Consider the following 15161-nt stretch of genomic DNA (forward strand, 5'->3'; position numbering starts at 1 on the left):
CATGGCGCTGCTGGAGGTCGAGGATCTCCGGGTCTCCTTCGACACCCCGGACGGCGTGGTCCGCGCCGTCCGGGGCCTGTCCTTCACGTTGGCCGCGGGGTCGACGCTGGGACTGGTGGGGGAGTCCGGCTCGGGCAAGTCGGTCGCCGTCCAGACGCTCACCCGTCTGACGCGCGGCGCCACCGTCGAGGGCAGCGTGAGGCTCGACGGCGTCGACCTGCTGACGGCGGGCGAGGAGGAGCTGCGGGAAGTCCGCGGCGCCCGCATCGGGATGATCTTCCAGGACCCGCTGTCGAGCCTGCACCCGTACCACCGGGTCGGCTGGCAGATCGAGGAGATCATCCGGGCGCACGAGCCGTCGACGACCCGCGCACAGGCGTCCGGCCGCGCCGCCGAACTGCTGGACCTGGTCGGCATCCCGCAGGCCCGGGCGCGGCTGGACGACTACCCGCACCAGTTCTCCGGCGGCATGCGCCAGCGCGTGATGATCGCGATGGCGATGGCGCTCTCGCCGCAGGTGCTGATCGCCGACGAGCCGACGACGGCGCTCGACGTCACCGTCCAGGCGCAGGTGCTCGACGTGATGCGCCGGCTGCAGGAGGACTTCGGGACGGCGATCATCATGGTGACCCACGACCTCGGCGTGGTCGCGGAGCTCGCCGACGACGTCGTCGTCATGTACGCCGGCGCGGCCATGGAGCGGGCGCCGCGGCGCGAGCTGTTCTACCGCTACCACCACCCGTACACCGAGGGCCTGCTGACGTCGCTGCCGGTGCGCGGCGAGGCGAAGGGGCGGCTGCGGCCGATCCCCGGCACCCCGCCGAGCCTCATCGGCCTGCCGCCGGGCTGCCCGTTCGCGCCGCGCTGCCGGTACGCCTTCGACCGCTGCTGGGTGGAGGCTCCGCCGCTGGCCGGGGTGCTCCACGACCCCCGGCACCTGTCGGCCTGCTGGCTGCCGGTGGACCGGCCTCGCCGCGAGTCGCTCGAGCACCCGGAGGAGGCGGCGTGATGGACACCGACACCGGGCCGCTGCTGCGGGTCGAGGGGCTGGTCAAAGAGTTCCCCGCCGGGGCGTCCGCGCTCACGGGACGTCCCGGCGGGGTCATCCACGCGGTCGACGGCGTCAGCCTCGAGGTCGCGCCCGGCGAGACCCTGGGGCTGGTCGGCGAGACCGGGTGCGGCAAGTCGACGCTGGCCCGCTGCGTGGCCCGGCTGCTGGAACCGTCCGGCGGCCGGGTCGTCTTCGACGGCGCGGACATCACCCACCTGTCCGGCGCGCGGATGCGGCCGCTGCGCCGGAACCTGCAGATGATCTTCCAGGACCCGTTCGGCTCGCTGAACCCGCGCCGCCGGGTGGGCGCGATCATCGGCGACCCGTTCGCGATCCACGGGCTCGCCGACCGCCGCGAACGCCGTCGCCGGGTCCAGGAGCTGATGGAGCTGGTCGGGCTGAACCCGGAGCACTACAACCGGTTCCCGGCCGAGTTCTCCGGTGGCCAGCGCCAGCGCATCGGGATCGCCCGGGCACTGGCGCTGCGGCCGCGCCTGCTGATCTGCGACGAGCCGGTGTCGGCGCTGGACGTGTCGATCCAGGGGCAGATCATCAACCTGCTCGCCGACCTGCGGGCGGACTTCGGGCTGACCTACGTGTTCATCTCGCACGACCTCTCGGTGGTGCGGCACGTCAGCGACCGGATCGCCGTCATGTACCTCGGCAAGATCGTCGAGGTGGCGCCGGTCGACGTGCTGTTCGAGCGGCCGCGGCACCCGTACACGCGGGCGCTGCTGTCGGCCGCGCCCGTCGCCGACCCGGACGCCGCCGACAGCCGCCGCCGGGTGATCCTCGGCGGCGACGTGCCCTCGCCGGTCGCGCCGCCCTCGGGCTGCCGGTTCCACCCGCGCTGCCCGAAGGCGCAGGAGGACTGCGCGCTCACCGAACCGCCGCTGCTGCCGGTGCTCGGCGACCCGGCTGTCCACGCCACGGCGTGCTGGCACCCGCTGAGCGCCGGCGAGGACCTGACGGTGACGCCGTCGGCACCCCGGAGTGTGGCGTGAACGCGCAGGCCGCGGCGGCGGCGCTCGACATCGGCACCGGCGGGCGGGGGCTGGAGCCGATCCAGGGCAAGGGCACCTGGGCGCTGGCCTGGCGCCGGCTGCGCCGCGACCGCGTCGCGATGATCTCGCTGCTGGTGATCGTGCTGATCCTCCTGCTGGCGCTGGCCGCGCCGCTGGTCGCCGCCGTCACCGGGCACCCGCCGAACCAGCAGTACCGCGACATCGGGCTCTCGCCGGAGGGGCTGCCGACGGCGCCGAGCCGCACGTTCTGGCTCGGCACCGACGACCTCGGCCGCGACATCCTCGTCCGCATCGCCTACGGCGCCCGCGTCTCGCTGCTGGTCGGTGTCGTCGCGACCGGCCTGACCGTCGTGATCGGCGTCCTCGTCGGGCTGGCGGCCGGGTACGTCGGCGGCTGGCTGGACACCGTCCTGGCCCGGATCGTCGACGTCGTGCTGTCGGTGCCGTTCCTGCTGGTCGCGATCGCGCTGGTGTCGGTGACGGGGCCGAGCATGACGGTGACGGTGCTGCTCATCGGGTTCTTCAGCTGGGCGTCGGTGGCCCGCATCGTCCGCGGCCAGGTGCTGTCGATCCGCGAGCGCGAGTACGTCGAGGCGGCGCGCTCGCTGGGCGCGGGGCCGGTCCGGATCATGTTCGTCGACGTGCTGCCGAACGTGCTCGCGCCGGTCATCGTCTACACGACGCTGCTGGTGCCGGTCGTGATCGTGACCCAGGCGACGCTGTCGTTCCTGGGCCTCGGGCTGCCGCCGCCCACGGCCGACTGGGGCGGGATGATCAGCTCGGCGCAGAACTACTACACGACGGCGTGGTGGTTCGTCGTCTTCCCCGGCGCCGCGCTGCTCGTCACGACGCTGGCCTTCAACCTGTTCGGCGACGGCGTCCGCGACGCGTTCGACCCGCGTCTCGAGCAGACGCTTCGCCGGTGAGGGGAGGCGCACCGTGACCCGTTTCCTCGTCCGCCGCGTCCTGCAGGGCCTGGTCGTGCTCTGGCTCATCACGCTCGCGGTGTTCGCGCTGTTCTTCGTGGTGCCCAACGACGTCGCCCGCACCCTGGCCGGACGGCAGGCCACCCCGGACACGATCGCGCTGATCCAGCACCGCCTGGGCCTGGACCAGCCGGTCTGGAAGCAGTACCTCGACTTCATCGGCCGGGCGCTGCGCGGCGACCTCGGGTACGACTACTACCACCAGGTGCCGGTGACGCACATCATCGCGCAGGCGCTGCCGATCACGCTGTCGCTGGTGCTCGGGGCGTCGATCATCTGGCTGGGGCTGGGCGTCTTCAACGGGGTGGTGTCGGCCACGCACCCGCGGTCGGCGTCGGACCGCGGGCTGACCGCGTTCGCGCTGTTCTTCTACTCGATGCCGCCGTTCCTGCTCGGCATCCTGCTGCTCTACGCCTTCTACTACCAGCTGACCCTGGCCGGGGTGTCCTGGTTCCCGGCCGGCGGGTACGTGCCGTTCGCCCAGGACCCGGCCGCCTGGTTCCAGCACATGGTGCTGCCCTGGATCACCCTGGCGCTGCTGCTCGCGGCCACCTACACCCGGCTCACCCGCGCGTCGATGCTCGACGTGCTGGGCGAGGACTACATCCGCACCGCCCGCTCGAAGGGGATCACCGAGCGGCGGGTCGTCTACCGGCACGGCCTGCGGGCCGCGCTGACCCCCGTGGTGACGCAGTTCGGCATCGACCTCGGCCAGCTGGTCGGCGGCGCCGTCGTCACCGAGACCGTATTCAGCCTGCCAGGGCTCGGCAACACCGCCGTCGACGCCATCACCCGCCAGGACCTCCCGGTGATCATCGGGATCGTGCTGGTGGCTTCGGCGGCCGTGGTGCTGGCCAACATCGTCGTCGACGTCGCCTACGCGGGTCTGGACCCGCGGGTGCGACTGCACTGAACCGGAACCCGGAGGAACCCGCATGCCCGACTCCCGCCCGCCCGGCATCCCGAGGCCCGGACGGCCGCTCATCGCGCTGGCCGCGCTGCTCGTGCTGGTGGTCGCCGGCATGCTGCTCGCCGGAGCCGTGAAGCCCCGGCTCGCGGTCGACCTCGCCGGCGGCACCAGCGTGACGCTGACGGCGTCACCCCCGAAGGGCTCGGACGAGGGCGTCACCCGGGCCTCCCTGGACGAGGCGGTCGCGATCATCCGGCAGCGGGTCAACAGCACCGGCGTCGCCGAGGCCGAGGTGGCGGTGCGCGGCTCGGACCAGATCGTGGTGACGGTGCCCGGGCGCAACGACCAGGGGCTGGTCGACCTCATCGGGCAGACGGCGCTGCTGCGGTTCCGCCCGACCCTCCTGACGGGGCCGCCTGCGGTACAGCCCGCGGGAACGACGGCCGCGAGCGACGGCGTCGCTGCTGATGTCGCCGCCGCTTACGACGCGCTGGACTGCACCGACCCCGCGACGCGGCAGGGTGGGGACACGGCCGCCGCCGATGCCGCCGTCGCCGCCTGCGACCGGGACGGCACGGCGAAGTACGTGCTCGGCCCGGCGGTCGTCGAAGGCACCGACCTGTCCGCCGCGCAGGCCGGGGTGCCGGCTGGTGGGGCCGGCGGGTGGGAGGTCGACCTGAAGTTCGACCACGCCGGGACGAAGCAGTTCGCCGACGCCACCACCGCCGTCGTGAGTCAGCCGGCGCCGAAGAACGAGATCGCGATCGTCCTGGACGGGCTGGTGGTGTCGTCGCCGCGGATCGACGAGGCCATCACGGGCGGCCGGGCGCAGATCACCGGGACGTTCACCCGGCAGGAGGCGACCGACCTCGCGCACGTGCTCAGCTACGGCTCGCTGCCGCTGGCGTTCGAGAAGAGCCAGGTCAGCACGATCTCGCCGACGGTGGGCTCGACCCAGCTGACGGCCGGGCTGGTGGCCGGGGTCATCGGGCTCGGGCTGGTCGTCCTCTACTGCCTGGCGTACTACCGCCGCCTGGGCGTCATCGCCGTCGCCAGCCTGGTGCTCGCCGCCGGCTGCTCGTACGCGGCGGTGTCGCTGCTGGGGGCGCAGGTGAACTACCGGCTGTCGCTGGCCGGGATCGCCGGTTTGATCGTCGCCGTCGGCATCACCGCGGACTCGTTCGTCGTGTTCTTCGAACGGATCCGCGACGAGATGCGCGACGGCCGGACGGCGCGATCGGCCGTCGAGTACGGCTGGCGCCGGGCACGCCGCACCATCCTCGTCGCCGACACCGTCTCGTTCCTCTCCGCGGCCGTCCTGTACGTGCTGTCGGCGGACCAGGTGCGCGGGTTCGCGTTCGCGCTGGGCCTGGCCACCGTCATCGACGTGCTCGTGGTGTTCCTGTTCACGCGGCCCGTGGTGGCGTACGCGGTGCGCGGGTGGTGGCTGCGGGGCCGGTGGTCCGGCCTGCGGTTCGCGGGCGGGCGGCCTCGCACCTCGCTGGGTGACCGGCTGCACCGCGGCGACGCGACGATCGACGTCGTGGGGCACACCCGCCGCTGGTTCGCGATCAGTGGCGTCGTGATCGTGCTGGCCGTGGGCGGCCTGTTCGCGCGTGGGCTGAACCTGGGCGTCGAGTTCGAGGGCGGCGCGATCATCCAGACCCACGGCGGGTCGGCGACGGTGTCCGAGGTCCAGGACGTGCTCGCGGCCGACGGCGTCGCCGACTCGCAGGTGCGCGAGCTGGGCGACGGCAGCATCGTCGTAGAGATCGGCAAGGACGACGCGCACCGGGCGGCGGACCTGCGGGGCGACGTCGCCGAGGTGGCCGGCGTGTCCGCGGACGACGTGACCACCGACGTCATCGGGCCGAGCTGGGGACACGACGTGACCCGCAAGGCGGTCGTCGCGCTGGCGGTGTTCGCGGTGCTGATCGTCGGCTACCTGTCCATCGCGTTCGCGCCGCTCATGGCGCTGGCCGCGTTCGTCGCGCTGCTGCACGACCTGCTCATCACCGTCGGCGTCTACGCGCTGGCCGGGCTCACCGTTACACCCGCCACCGTCGTCGGCGTCCTCACCATCCTCGGCTACTCGCTGTACGACACCGTCGTCGTCTTCGACAAGGTCCGCGAGAACACCCGCCGGCGCGGCAACGGCGTCTCCTACGCGGCCGCCGCCGGGCGCGCCGTCGACCAGACCCTGCTCCGGTCGGTGTCGACGTCGCTGATCGCGCTGCTCCCCGTTGCCGGGATGCTGATCGCCGGCACCGTCACCGTCGGTGCGCAGACCCTGCAGGACCTGGCGCTGGCGCTGTTCGTGGGGATCCTGGCCGGCACCTACTCGTCGATCTTCATCGCGGTGCCGCTGCTGGTCCGGTGGGATGGGCGGCGCGGCGGCCGGGACCGGGGCCGGTCGCCGTCCCGCCGGGAGCCGCGTCCCGAGACGGTACGGCACTCCGGCGCCGTCGTGTGAGTGGGGGACAATCGGGGACGTGTGCGGACGGTATGTGGCTGACGCGTCCATCGACGACCTCGCGGCCGAGTTCGCCGCCATCGCCGACGGCAGCGTGCTGGAGCTGATGGCGTCGTTCAACGTGGCCCCGACCGACCGCGTCCCCGTCGTCCTCGAGCGCACCGACGAGCCGCCCGAGCGGACCCGGCAGCTGCACGCCGCCCGGTGGGGGTTGATCCCGTCGTGGGCGAAGGACGCGTCCGGCGGCGCCAAGATGATCAACGCGCGCATCGAGACCGTGGGGGAGAAGCCGGCCTTCCGCGGCCCCGTCGCACGCCGCCGCTGCGTCGTCCCCGCGAGCGGCTACTACGAGTGGCAGCGCGGGCCGGGCGGGTCCGGCCGGAAACAGGCGTTCTACATCCACCCGCCGGGCGGCGCGGCCCGGCTGGCGATGGCCGGCGTCTTCGAGTGGTGGCGCGACGACTCCGTCCCGGCCGAGGACCCGGCCCGCTGGGTGCTGTCGGCGAGCGTGCTGACGACGACCCCGGCTCCGGAGCTCGCTCACATCCACGACCGGATGCCGGTGTTCCTGACGGCGGACACGCTCGGGGACTGGCTGGACCGCGGCAACGAGGACGCCGCCGGAGTGCTCGATCTGGCTCGGTCCGCCGCGGGTTCGGTGGGGGCCGGACTGGTCGCCCGCCCTGTCGGCCCCGAGGTGGGCAACGTGCGCAACAACCACCCCGGCTTGGCCGAGGAGTACCTGCCCGCCCAGCCCGACCTGCTCGGCTCCTAGCGGAGCCTTGGCACGCCCGCGGTGACCCCTTGGCACGCCGGCGGCGACCTTGCCTGTCTGAATTGCCCCAGTGTGTGCAACGCTCCGGCGTGCCAAGGCTCGACGGCGGGCAGGCCGGACCTCATCGGAAACCCGGGGCGCCCGGCTCAGTCGAGGCAGAACTCGTTGCCCTCGATGTCCTGCATGACGAGGCATGACTCGTTCTCGTCGTCGGCGGGGAGGAGGTACAGGCGGGTCGCGCCGAGGGGGAGGAGCCGAGCGCACTCGGCCTCGAGGGCGGCGAGGCGCTCCTCGCCCACGAGCCCGGTGCCGACCCGCACGTCGAGGTGCACCCGGTTCTTGACGACCTTGCCCTCGGGAACCTTCTGGAAGTACAGCCGCGGGCCGACGCCATGGGGATCGACGCACGCTGACGCATAGCCGTCGGGAAGGACGTACCCGAGTACGTCGCACCAGAACCGGGCCACCCGCTCGGGGTCCGCGCAGTCGAACGTGACCTGGATCTGCCTCACCGGTGCCATCGCCCCACCCTAGACGGGCGGGCTCAGTGCGCCAGCGGGAGGTGGTGGGTCCGCAGGCCGAGCTCGTCGACCACGTGGATCAGCAGACCGGCCGGCTCGTGCGACGGCGACGGCGTCAGGGGCTCGCCGGGGCGCAGGTCCAGGCGCGGCCGCCACGACAGCGCCGGCGCGGAGACCAAGGGCACCCGGCCGTCGAGCACCGTCGCGATGTGGCGGTGGTCGTGGCCGCAGAGGACGCCGGCGACTACGGGGTGCCGGGCCACCACGGCACGCAGCGCGGCGGCGTCCACCAGCGGCCACTCGGTGTCGAGCTGATGCAGGCCGGTCGGGAACGGCGGGTGGTGCAGCGCGACGAGCACCGGGCCGGTCGCCGCGGCCAGCACGCCGTCCAGCCACGAGAGCTGCGTCGCGCCCAGCGTCCCGGACGAGCTGTCCAGCCCGACCAGCGTCACGCCGTCGACCACTTCGGTCCAGACGGCGGGGGAGCCGGCGTCGTCGGCCACCTCGCCGAACAGGTGCGGCAGCGTCTCGCGCAGAACCGCCGGGTCGTCGTGGTTGCCGGCGACGACCCGGCACCGCACCCCGAGCCCGTCCAGCCCCGACAGCAGGTCGTCGAGGCGGCGGTACTCGGGGGCGGTGCCGTGGTCGGTGAGGTCGCCGGTCAGCATGAGCAGGCCGGGCCGGGGCCGGACGCCGTCGAGCGCGCCGGGCAGCGACCGCCATGCCGACAGCAGGGCTTCGTCGTGGATGCTGCCGACATGGGGGTCACTGGCATGCGCGAGGATCACCGTCCCACCCTACGAGACGCCTACGACGCGGCCCCGATGCTGAGGTCGTCGATGAAGAACGACATGCCGTAGGCGATCGGGTCGCCGGTGGTGAACGTCAGCCCGGCGAGGCGATCGGCGGACGCGGCGGTCACCGAGGTGCTGAACTCCTGCGTCCCGATCGTCACGGTCGCCGACGACGTCGTCGTGTCGACGGTGACCGGCACCCAGGTGTTGATCGGGACGACGGCGTTCAGTCGCCCAACCGGCGTCCAGGCGGACCCGTCGGACACCTCGAGCGACGGCGGCGTCGTCGCGTTCGCGCCGGGCACGAGCCGGAACCGCCACGGGGTGACGGCGTCACCGTCGGCCCCGCCCGCGACGCCCTCGACCGCGAACGTGAACGGGCCGCGGAAGTCGTTGGTGCTCCACGCGAACGTCGCCCGCTGGTGCTCCACCGGCTCCGTCGGCTTCGTGGCCGTCGCGTTGTCGTCGAGGAACTTGTCGAACAGCCGCAGCGACGAGCTGCTGTTCCAGCCCTCGAGCTCCTGGTCGTTGACGGTGGTGTTCTTCGCGTCGACGAAGCCGCGCGGGATGCCGTAGATCGGGTCGTTCTCGAAGGTCTGCACGTCGCTGGAGTAGACCTCGAGCTCGGTGATCGGCGTCGTGCCGGCCGGCACCGTCACCCGGACGTACTGCGCCCGCTCCGCGGCGAAGTCGGTGTAGCGCATGGCGTGGTCGCGGCTGTCGACCGTCCGCACCACCGGCTTGCCCCAGCGCCGGCCGTCGAGCGAGAGCTGCACGTTCGCGTCGAGCGGCTGGCCGTCGCCGAGCATGAGCCCGATCCGGTCGATCAAGTAGGGACGGTCCAGCTTCAGGGTCATCGTCGACGTGGCGGTGCCCGACAGCACCGCGGCCGAGTGCGGCCGGGAGCTGCCGTCGAACGCGCCCTCGGGCCGCTGCTCGGGGAAGCGCGGGTCGGCCGCGGCGAAGTCGCCGCTCACCGTCGCGACGCCGGCGGCCAGCTGCGACGCGACGTCGATCTTGCCGACCCCGTCGGTGACGGCGTTCATCAGCACCGCGACGACGCCGTACTGCTCGTTGTAGGCCTTGCAGCCCCAGACGTGGCACTTGTCGCCGAAGAACATCGTCCGGCTGGCGCCGACGTTCGTCATCGACTGGTTGCCGCTGGAGCCGTCGTAGCGGCCGTTACCGGTGTCGGACGGATAGAGGGTGAAGACGTTGCGGACCTCGTCCCACGTCTCGCCCGTGCCGTCGTAGTCGACGTAGACGCGGTTGTCGGGCCGGCCCGTGCTCATCAGCATGATCCCGTTGGGCTGCAGCACGACGTCGGGGTAGATGCCCACGACCTGCGCGCCGTCGGGGTCCAGTAGCGGCTGCGACGGCGTCCAGGTGTGGCCGTCGTCGCTGGACCAGCTGACCCGTAGCCGCGCCGGGGTCTCGCCCTCGGTCCGCATGACGGAGATCAGCCGGCCGTCCTGGGTGTAGCCCCAGCCGACCTCGTTGGTGCCGATGCTCGACGGCACGAACGAGCGCTGCGTCCAGGTCAGGCCGCCGTCAGTGGACTGCAGGAACGCGCTGATCCGGCGCGGCATCGAGCGGTAGACGGTGTAGACCGGCACGACGATCGCGCCGTCGGCCAGGACCCGCGGCACCCGGTGCACGCGCAGGCCGCGGTCGGTGCCGGCGAACTGCTCGCCGTCGGGCGGGGTGAACCGGCCCTTGATCCGCTCCCAGGTCTGCCCGCCGTCTGTCGACCGCCAGGACAGCAGGTTCACCCAGGTGCGCGTGCTGTCGCCCCACTCCGGGATGAAATCGACGGCGAACAGCGACCCGTCGGGCAGCCGGGTCATGTTCAGCGCCGTCGTCGGGTAGTTGCGCTCGGTGGTGAGGAACGAGACGCCGGAGTCCTCCGATGTGGACATGTTGACGATCGAGTCGGCGGCGGCGACGTCGTCGTTCGCCTGCGTCGACACGAAGATCTTCTGCTCGGTCCGCCCGTCGACGACGGTGTCGTAGCCGAACGAGGCGGGCACGGCGGCGCGCGGCCCCGGGCCCCAGTTCAGCACGTTCCACTCCGGGCCGACGCCGGTCACCGAGGCGTCGGCCGCGGGGCCGTCACCGGCGGGCAGCGGGTTGATCGCGCCGTCGGGGGTCTCGGCGACGGGGTCGACGGCGGCATCGTCCAGCGGGGCGGGGCCGCCGAGGGTCGTGCTGAGCAGGACGACGGCCGCACCGAAGCCGACCAGACCGCCGACGAGGCCGGAGAAGCGGGTGGGCATGAGGGGGACTCCCAACACTCGGCAATGAGTGGAATGTCATTCCATACCTTTGGTCGGCGACGGTAGATCAATCCGGTATCGGCGGTCAAGACCACGTTCGTCATGATCTGTCTATTGACATGAAACGTCGGCCCGTGTTCGCTGCGGAATGCCGTCTCCACCCCCCGGATCATGGGAGTCGCCATGTCTCGATGGACCCGCACGGCCGCCACAGCCGGCGCCGTCGTCGCCGCCGTCGCCCTCTCGTCCACCCTGCTGGTGTCGGCGCAGCCGCTGCCGCAGCCCGTCGTCGGCAAGCCCGGCCTGCTGCTGCAGAACGGCGCGTTCGACGCCGGCGACCGCAGCGGCCACCCGCTCGGCTGGGGTGTGGAGGGCAACGCCGACGGCGCCAACGTCGTCAACCTCGGCGCGTACCGCACGGCCGGGCTCGGCTCGCTGGAGATCAACGACGTCGCCGGCACGTCGGTGTCGGTGCGCAGCGAGCGGATCGTCGCCACGGCCGGCGACGAGTACACGCTGACCGTGAACCTGAAGGGCCGCAGCGGCACGCCGGCCTGGCTGTACCTGGAGTTCTGGGACTTCGACCGCAACCGCATCGGCGTGACGAACGTCGAGCCGGAGTTCAGCACGGACTGGCAGGAGGTCTCCGTCACCGGCGTCGCCCCGGCGAACACCGCGCACGTGACGGCGCACATCTACGGCTCGCAGGCCGCCGCCGGCATCTCCTACTGGGACGAGGCCGTGCTGACCGCGGCGCCGCCGTCGTACGATCCGGCCCTGGGGACCGAGCGCGAACTCTTCCTCGACGACTACCGCATCGAGTCCGCCCACGACGTCGAGCGCGTCGTCCACCCGGGCGACAAGCGCGAGCGGCCGGTGCTCCGTCCGGACCAGCCGTGGGAGGCGAGCAGCTACACCTACGGCTCGGTCTACGTGATCGACGGGCTGTACCGCATGTGGTACACGTGCTACAACGACCAGGCGCCGAACTACCACCTCTGCTACGCCGAGAGCGAGGACGGCCTGACCTGGGACAAGCCGGTGGGCCGCTCGACGGTGTCGGGCGTCGGCTACAAGGACATCCCGGCGTCGCAGACGAACATCGTCCTGGCCGGCAGCGGGGCGCACGTCGTCTACAACCCCGACGCCCCGGCCGACCGCCGCTACTTCACCATGAAGACGCAGCCGGCGCCGAGCGTGCCGGGCGGTAACGGCTACTACGGCTGGATCTCGCCCAACGGGTACGACTGGACGCCGCTGCGGGCCGAGCACCTGCTGAACGACGGCGACGTCGTGCAGACCGCGTGGGACCCGAAGCAGCGGCTGTACATCGCGACCATCAAGAAGCGCATGTTCACGGCGCGCACGCCGGGCATCTACGAGCGGGCCGCGTTCATCTCGACCAGCCCCGACCTCGAGACCTGGACAACCCCGCAGCTCGCCGTTATGGGCGACTCCGCCGACGACGGCGCGGCCGAGGCGATCGGCGGGGTCGAGGGGCAGATCTACGGCATGCCCGTCCTGCCGTACGAGAGCACCTACATCGGCGTCCCGTGGGTCTTCCTCACCACCGACTACACCTCCGGCGAGTACGCGTCGGCGGCCGACGGCCCGGTGCTGCCGCAGCTCGCGTCGTCGCGCGACCTGCTGCGCTGGGAGCGGCCGGTGCGCGACCCGATCCTCGAGCCCAGCCGCGGCGGCGCCTGGGACGACGGCGCCCTCTACACGGCCTCGAACATCCTGGTCGACGACTCGACGATCTCGATGTACTACGCCGGCTTCCAGAACGGCCACGGCGGCGCCGACTCCGACGACCCGAACCGCGAGGAGCACTTCGGCCAGGTCGGCCTGGCGACGTGGCGCCGCGACGGCTTCGCCTCGATGTCCAACGCCTCACTGCCCGGCCTCGGCGACGCCGGTGAGGTCACCACCAAGCCGGTCGTCTTCGACGGCTCCGACCTGCACGTCAACGCGGTGGTGCACGACGGCGGCAGCCTCCAGATCGAGGTGCTGGCGGCCGACGGCACGCCGATCCCCGGATTCACGGCCGCCGACATGATCCCCGTCATCGGCGACCGGCTGGACGCGTCGGTGAAGTGGCGCGGCCGGGCGCGGCTGGCGACCCTGGCGGGCCAGGAGGTGAAGTTCCGCTTCCACCTGGTCAACGTCGTCCTGTACTCGTACTGGGTGTCGTGACGAGGGTCGGGTGCGTGAGGTCCGGGCGGGAGCCCGGCCCGCGCACCCGCCACGGCGAAGGGAAGGACGGCCGGGCGCTGCCCCGGCCGTCCGACTCACCCTGATGCAGGAGAGGGGGCGAGCCACATGACCGGAACCCTCCCGGCCGCGGGTGACGAGATCGCCGCGACTGTCACGACCGTCGCACCCTTCGGGCTGCTCGTGGTGACCGACTCCGGCGTGCCCGGTCTCGCCCGCGATGCGCGGGCCGACGCCGGCTCGACCGTGCGCGTGCGCGTGACCGAGTACGACGCCGCCGAGCGGCGCTTCAGCGCCGACCCGGCCTGACGCCGGGCCAGCACCGTTGTGGGGAGGGAGTTCTCCTTGCTCTGGCGGGGAGAACTCCCTCCCGACGGATCCGCATTCGGCGACCATCGCTGCGTGTTCGGGCGCGATCGTGCGGTGTGTGAGTGAGCGTCTGGTGGCGCTCTGGCGCCAGTAGGTGCTCACTCATCGCGATGGGTGAGGGATCAGTGTCGCTGGGGCGACACCTTTCCCTCAGCCATCCCGAAGCGTCAGCGGCGGATGGGGATCAACCCGAGCCAGGTGGCGAGGTCGTCGATCTCACGGTCGACGGCCTCGCTCATCTGCGGCGTGAAGTCGACGTCCTCGTGCAGCGCGTCGATGCGCAGGACGCCGGCCCGCCGGTCGGCGGTCGCGTCGAGCTTGCCGACCAGGCGGTCGCCGTAGAGCACCGGCAGCGCGAAGTACCCCCACCGGCGCGCGGCGGCGGGCTTGTACATCTCGAGCAGGTACTCGTACTCGAACAGCTCGGCCAGCCGCTTGCGGTCGTAGACCAGCCGGTCGAACGGCGACAGCAACGCCGCCCGGCCCGCGAACGGCCGCCCGGGTTGGGCCGGGTCGACCCGCCACCGGCCGCGGACGCCGTCGACGACGGCCGGCTCGCCCACGGGCTCGTCGGGCGACTCGAGCGCCCGCGGCCGCACCAGACCGAGCGCCCGCAGCCGCCGCTCGTCGCGCATCCGCAGCGCCGACGCGGCCGGGACGACGGCGTCGGGGTAGACGCGTTCGGCGAGGTCGAAGAGCGGGTCGCCGTTGGCGCGGCCGTGCAGCGCCACCTCGCCGCGCGCCACCAGGAGCTCCAGCATCTGCCGGACGTTGCGGTTGTTGGTCCAGCCGGTCGACCGCCACGATCGCACGCTGGTGTCGGGCAGGTCGCGCGAGCGCAGCGGCCCGTCGGCGCGTAGCTGTTCGAGCAGGTCGAGCCGGAACCCGTCGTTGTCGTCGACCCAGTCGCGCAGGCTCTGCCGCCACTCCGGCTCGCCCGGCGCCGGGGTGTCCCAGGCGAGCATCTCGGCCCGGTACAGGGCGACGTCCTCGATGGGGCGGATGACGCCGCGCAGCTCCACCAGCCGCTGCTCGGCCAGCGCGTCCGCGAGCGTCGTGGGGTCGAACTCCGAGCCGAGCCGGCTCCACACGATGAGCTCGGCGGCGGGCGCGACGGCGGCGTTGGGGTCGTAGTACAGGAAGGCGAGGGTGCGGACGACGTCGAACAGGTCGTCCGGGCGCGAGGCGTCCAACAGCTGGGCACGGACGGAGATGCGGCGCGCCTCCTCGCGGCTCAGCTCGTGCACCGTCACGCCGCCCACCCTAAGACCGCGGTTCACCCCGGCCGGGTGAGGCCCGCTCGCCGGGCGCCGGACCACCATGAGCCCGAGACCGACCGGGGAGGCGTCATGGCCCAGCACGGATCGATCTACGAACGGCCGAGCCGGAGAGACTCGTGGGCCGCGGCCGGGCTGGTCTTCGCGGCGACGATGATGGTCCTGCTCGGCGCGTTCCAGGCGCTCGAGGGCCTGGCCGGTCTGCTCGACGACGACTTCTACGCGACGGTGCCGGACTACTCGCTGGACCTCGACGTGACCGCGTGGGCCTGGATCCACCTCATCGCCGGGATCCTGCTGATGATCGCGGGGTTCGCGCTGTTCAGCGGGAGCCCGGTCGCGGGCGGCGTCGGGATCGCCCTCGCCGCCCTGGCCGCGATCGCGAACTTCCTGTTCCTGCCGCACTACCCGGTGTGGTCGCTGGTGATCATCGCGCTGTGCGTGTTCGTCATCTGGGCGATCGTCCGCTCCGGGGTCTTCGTCCGCTGAC

At 72.4% G+C, this 15161-nt stretch carries 13 protein-coding genes; 9 read left to right on the forward strand and 4 right to left on the reverse strand.

Features of this window, described 5'->3' with window-relative positions:
* Nucleotide 1: 1 nt before the first annotated feature.
* From HD601_RS17450 to HD601_RS17475, 6 genes are read left to right on the forward strand one after another with little or no spacing between them, the layout of a single operon-like run.
* Entirely contained in the window at nt 2-1009 is a 1008-nt protein-coding gene (locus HD601_RS17450; RefSeq protein ID WP_184823925.1) for an ABC transporter ATP-binding protein, read from the forward strand.
* Entirely contained in the window at nt 1009-2055 is a 1047-nt protein-coding gene (locus HD601_RS17455) for an ABC transporter ATP-binding protein (protein ID WP_184830001.1), read from the forward strand. The genes HD601_RS17450 and HD601_RS17455 overlap by 1 nt, the downstream gene beginning before the upstream one ends.
* Entirely contained in the window at nt 2052-3002 is a 951-nt protein-coding gene (locus HD601_RS17460; protein ID WP_184823927.1) for an ABC transporter permease subunit, read from the forward strand. Before HD601_RS17455 ends, HD601_RS17460 begins: the two co-directional genes overlap by 4 nt.
* Nucleotides 3003-3015: 13 nt before the next feature.
* Nucleotides 3016-3975 carry an ABC transporter permease subunit gene (locus HD601_RS17465; protein ID WP_184823929.1) on the forward strand — a complete coding sequence of 320 codons (960 nt, stop codon included), beginning with the start codon at nt 3016-3018 and terminating at the stop codon, nt 3973-3975.
* 22 nt (nt 3976-3997) lie between these two features.
* The gene (gene secD / locus HD601_RS17470) at nt 3998-6445 is read left to right on the forward strand and encodes a protein translocase subunit SecD (protein ID WP_184823931.1); all 2448 of its coding nucleotides are present in this window, start codon (nt 3998-4000) and stop codon (nt 6443-6445) included.
* Nucleotides 6446-6464: 19 nt separating this feature from the next.
* Nucleotides 6465-7220 (forward strand): SOS response-associated peptidase, encoded by a 756-nt coding sequence (locus HD601_RS17475; protein WP_343076421.1) that lies wholly within the window; start codon nt 6465-6467, stop codon nt 7218-7220.
* 146 nt (nt 7221-7366) lie between these two features.
* On the opposite strand, the gene HD601_RS17480 is transcribed toward HD601_RS17475, so the two are convergent.
* The 3 genes from HD601_RS17480 to HD601_RS17490 are packed head-to-tail and all read right to left on the reverse strand — an operon-like array spanning nt 7367 to nt 10811.
* A complete protein-coding gene (locus HD601_RS17480) occupies nt 7367-7741 on the reverse strand; it encodes a VOC family protein (RefSeq protein ID WP_184823935.1) in 375 nt (124 codons plus the stop codon).
* A gap of 23 nt (nt 7742-7764) precedes the next feature.
* Complete coding sequence (locus tag HD601_RS17485; protein WP_184823937.1) at nt 7765-8529, reverse strand: metallophosphoesterase; 765 nt, start codon at nt 8527-8529, stop codon at nt 7765-7767.
* Between the two features lie 20 nt (nt 8530-8549).
* On the reverse strand, nt 8550-10811 hold the full coding sequence (locus HD601_RS17490; RefSeq protein ID WP_184823939.1) for a sialidase family protein: 2262 nt from the start codon (nt 10809-10811) through the stop codon (nt 8550-8552).
* Nucleotides 10812-10994: 183 nt separating this feature from the next.
* Between HD601_RS17490 and HD601_RS17495 the strand changes: the two genes are divergently transcribed.
* Together HD601_RS17495 and HD601_RS17500 are read left to right on the forward strand one after the other, a co-directional pair.
* Nucleotides 10995-13007: a glycoside hydrolase family protein gene (locus tag HD601_RS17495; protein WP_184823941.1), complete on the forward strand. Its 2013-nt coding sequence runs from the start codon at nt 10995-10997 to the stop codon at nt 13005-13007.
* A gap of 126 nt (nt 13008-13133) precedes the next feature.
* On the forward strand, nt 13134-13334 hold the full coding sequence (locus tag HD601_RS17500; protein WP_184823943.1) for a hypothetical protein: 201 nt from the start codon (nt 13134-13136) through the stop codon (nt 13332-13334).
* A 227-nt stretch (nt 13335-13561) separates the two neighbouring features.
* Here HD601_RS17500 and HD601_RS17505 read toward each other — a convergent pair whose 3' ends face one another.
* Nucleotides 13562-14647, reverse strand: coding sequence for a DNA glycosylase AlkZ-like family protein (locus tag HD601_RS17505; protein WP_221441072.1), 1086 nt, complete (start codon nt 14645-14647; stop codon nt 13562-13564).
* Nucleotides 14648-14743: 96 nt separating this feature from the next.
* Between HD601_RS17505 and HD601_RS17510 the strand changes: the two genes are divergently transcribed.
* Nucleotides 14744-15160 (forward strand): DUF7144 family membrane protein, encoded by a 417-nt coding sequence (locus tag HD601_RS17510; RefSeq protein WP_184823945.1) that lies wholly within the window; start codon nt 14744-14746, stop codon nt 15158-15160.
* Nucleotide 15161 lies beyond the last annotated feature (1 nt).

This window comes from Jiangella mangrovi, assembly GCF_014204975.1.
GTDB lineage: Bacteria > Actinomycetota > Actinomycetes > Jiangellales > Jiangellaceae > Jiangella > Jiangella mangrovi.

Coding starts and splice junctions, on each gene's coding strand:
- HD601_RS17450 (WP_184823925.1), top strand. CDS start 2: ATGGCGCTGCTGGAGGTCGAGGATCTCCGGGTCTCCTTCGACACCCCG.
- HD601_RS17455 (WP_184830001.1), top strand. CDS start 1,009: ATGGACACCGACACCGGGCCGCTGCTGCGGGTCGAGGGGCTGGTCAAA.
- secD (WP_184823931.1), top strand. CDS start 3,998: ATGCCCGACTCCCGCCCGCCCGGCATCCCGAGGCCCGGACGGCCGCTC.
- HD601_RS17480 (WP_184823935.1), bottom strand. CDS start 7,741: ATGGCACCGGTGAGGCAGATCCAGGTCACGTTCGACTGCGCGGACCCC.
- HD601_RS17490 (WP_184823939.1), bottom strand. CDS start 10,811: ATGCCCACCCGCTTCTCCGGCCTCGTCGGCGGTCTGGTCGGCTTCGGT.
- HD601_RS17495 (WP_184823941.1), top strand. CDS start 10,995: ATGTCTCGATGGACCCGCACGGCCGCCACAGCCGGCGCCGTCGTCGCC.
- HD601_RS17500 (WP_184823943.1), top strand. CDS start 13,134: ATGACCGGAACCCTCCCGGCCGCGGGTGACGAGATCGCCGCGACTGTC.
- HD601_RS17510 (WP_184823945.1), top strand. CDS start 14,744: ATGGCCCAGCACGGATCGATCTACGAACGGCCGAGCCGGAGAGACTCG.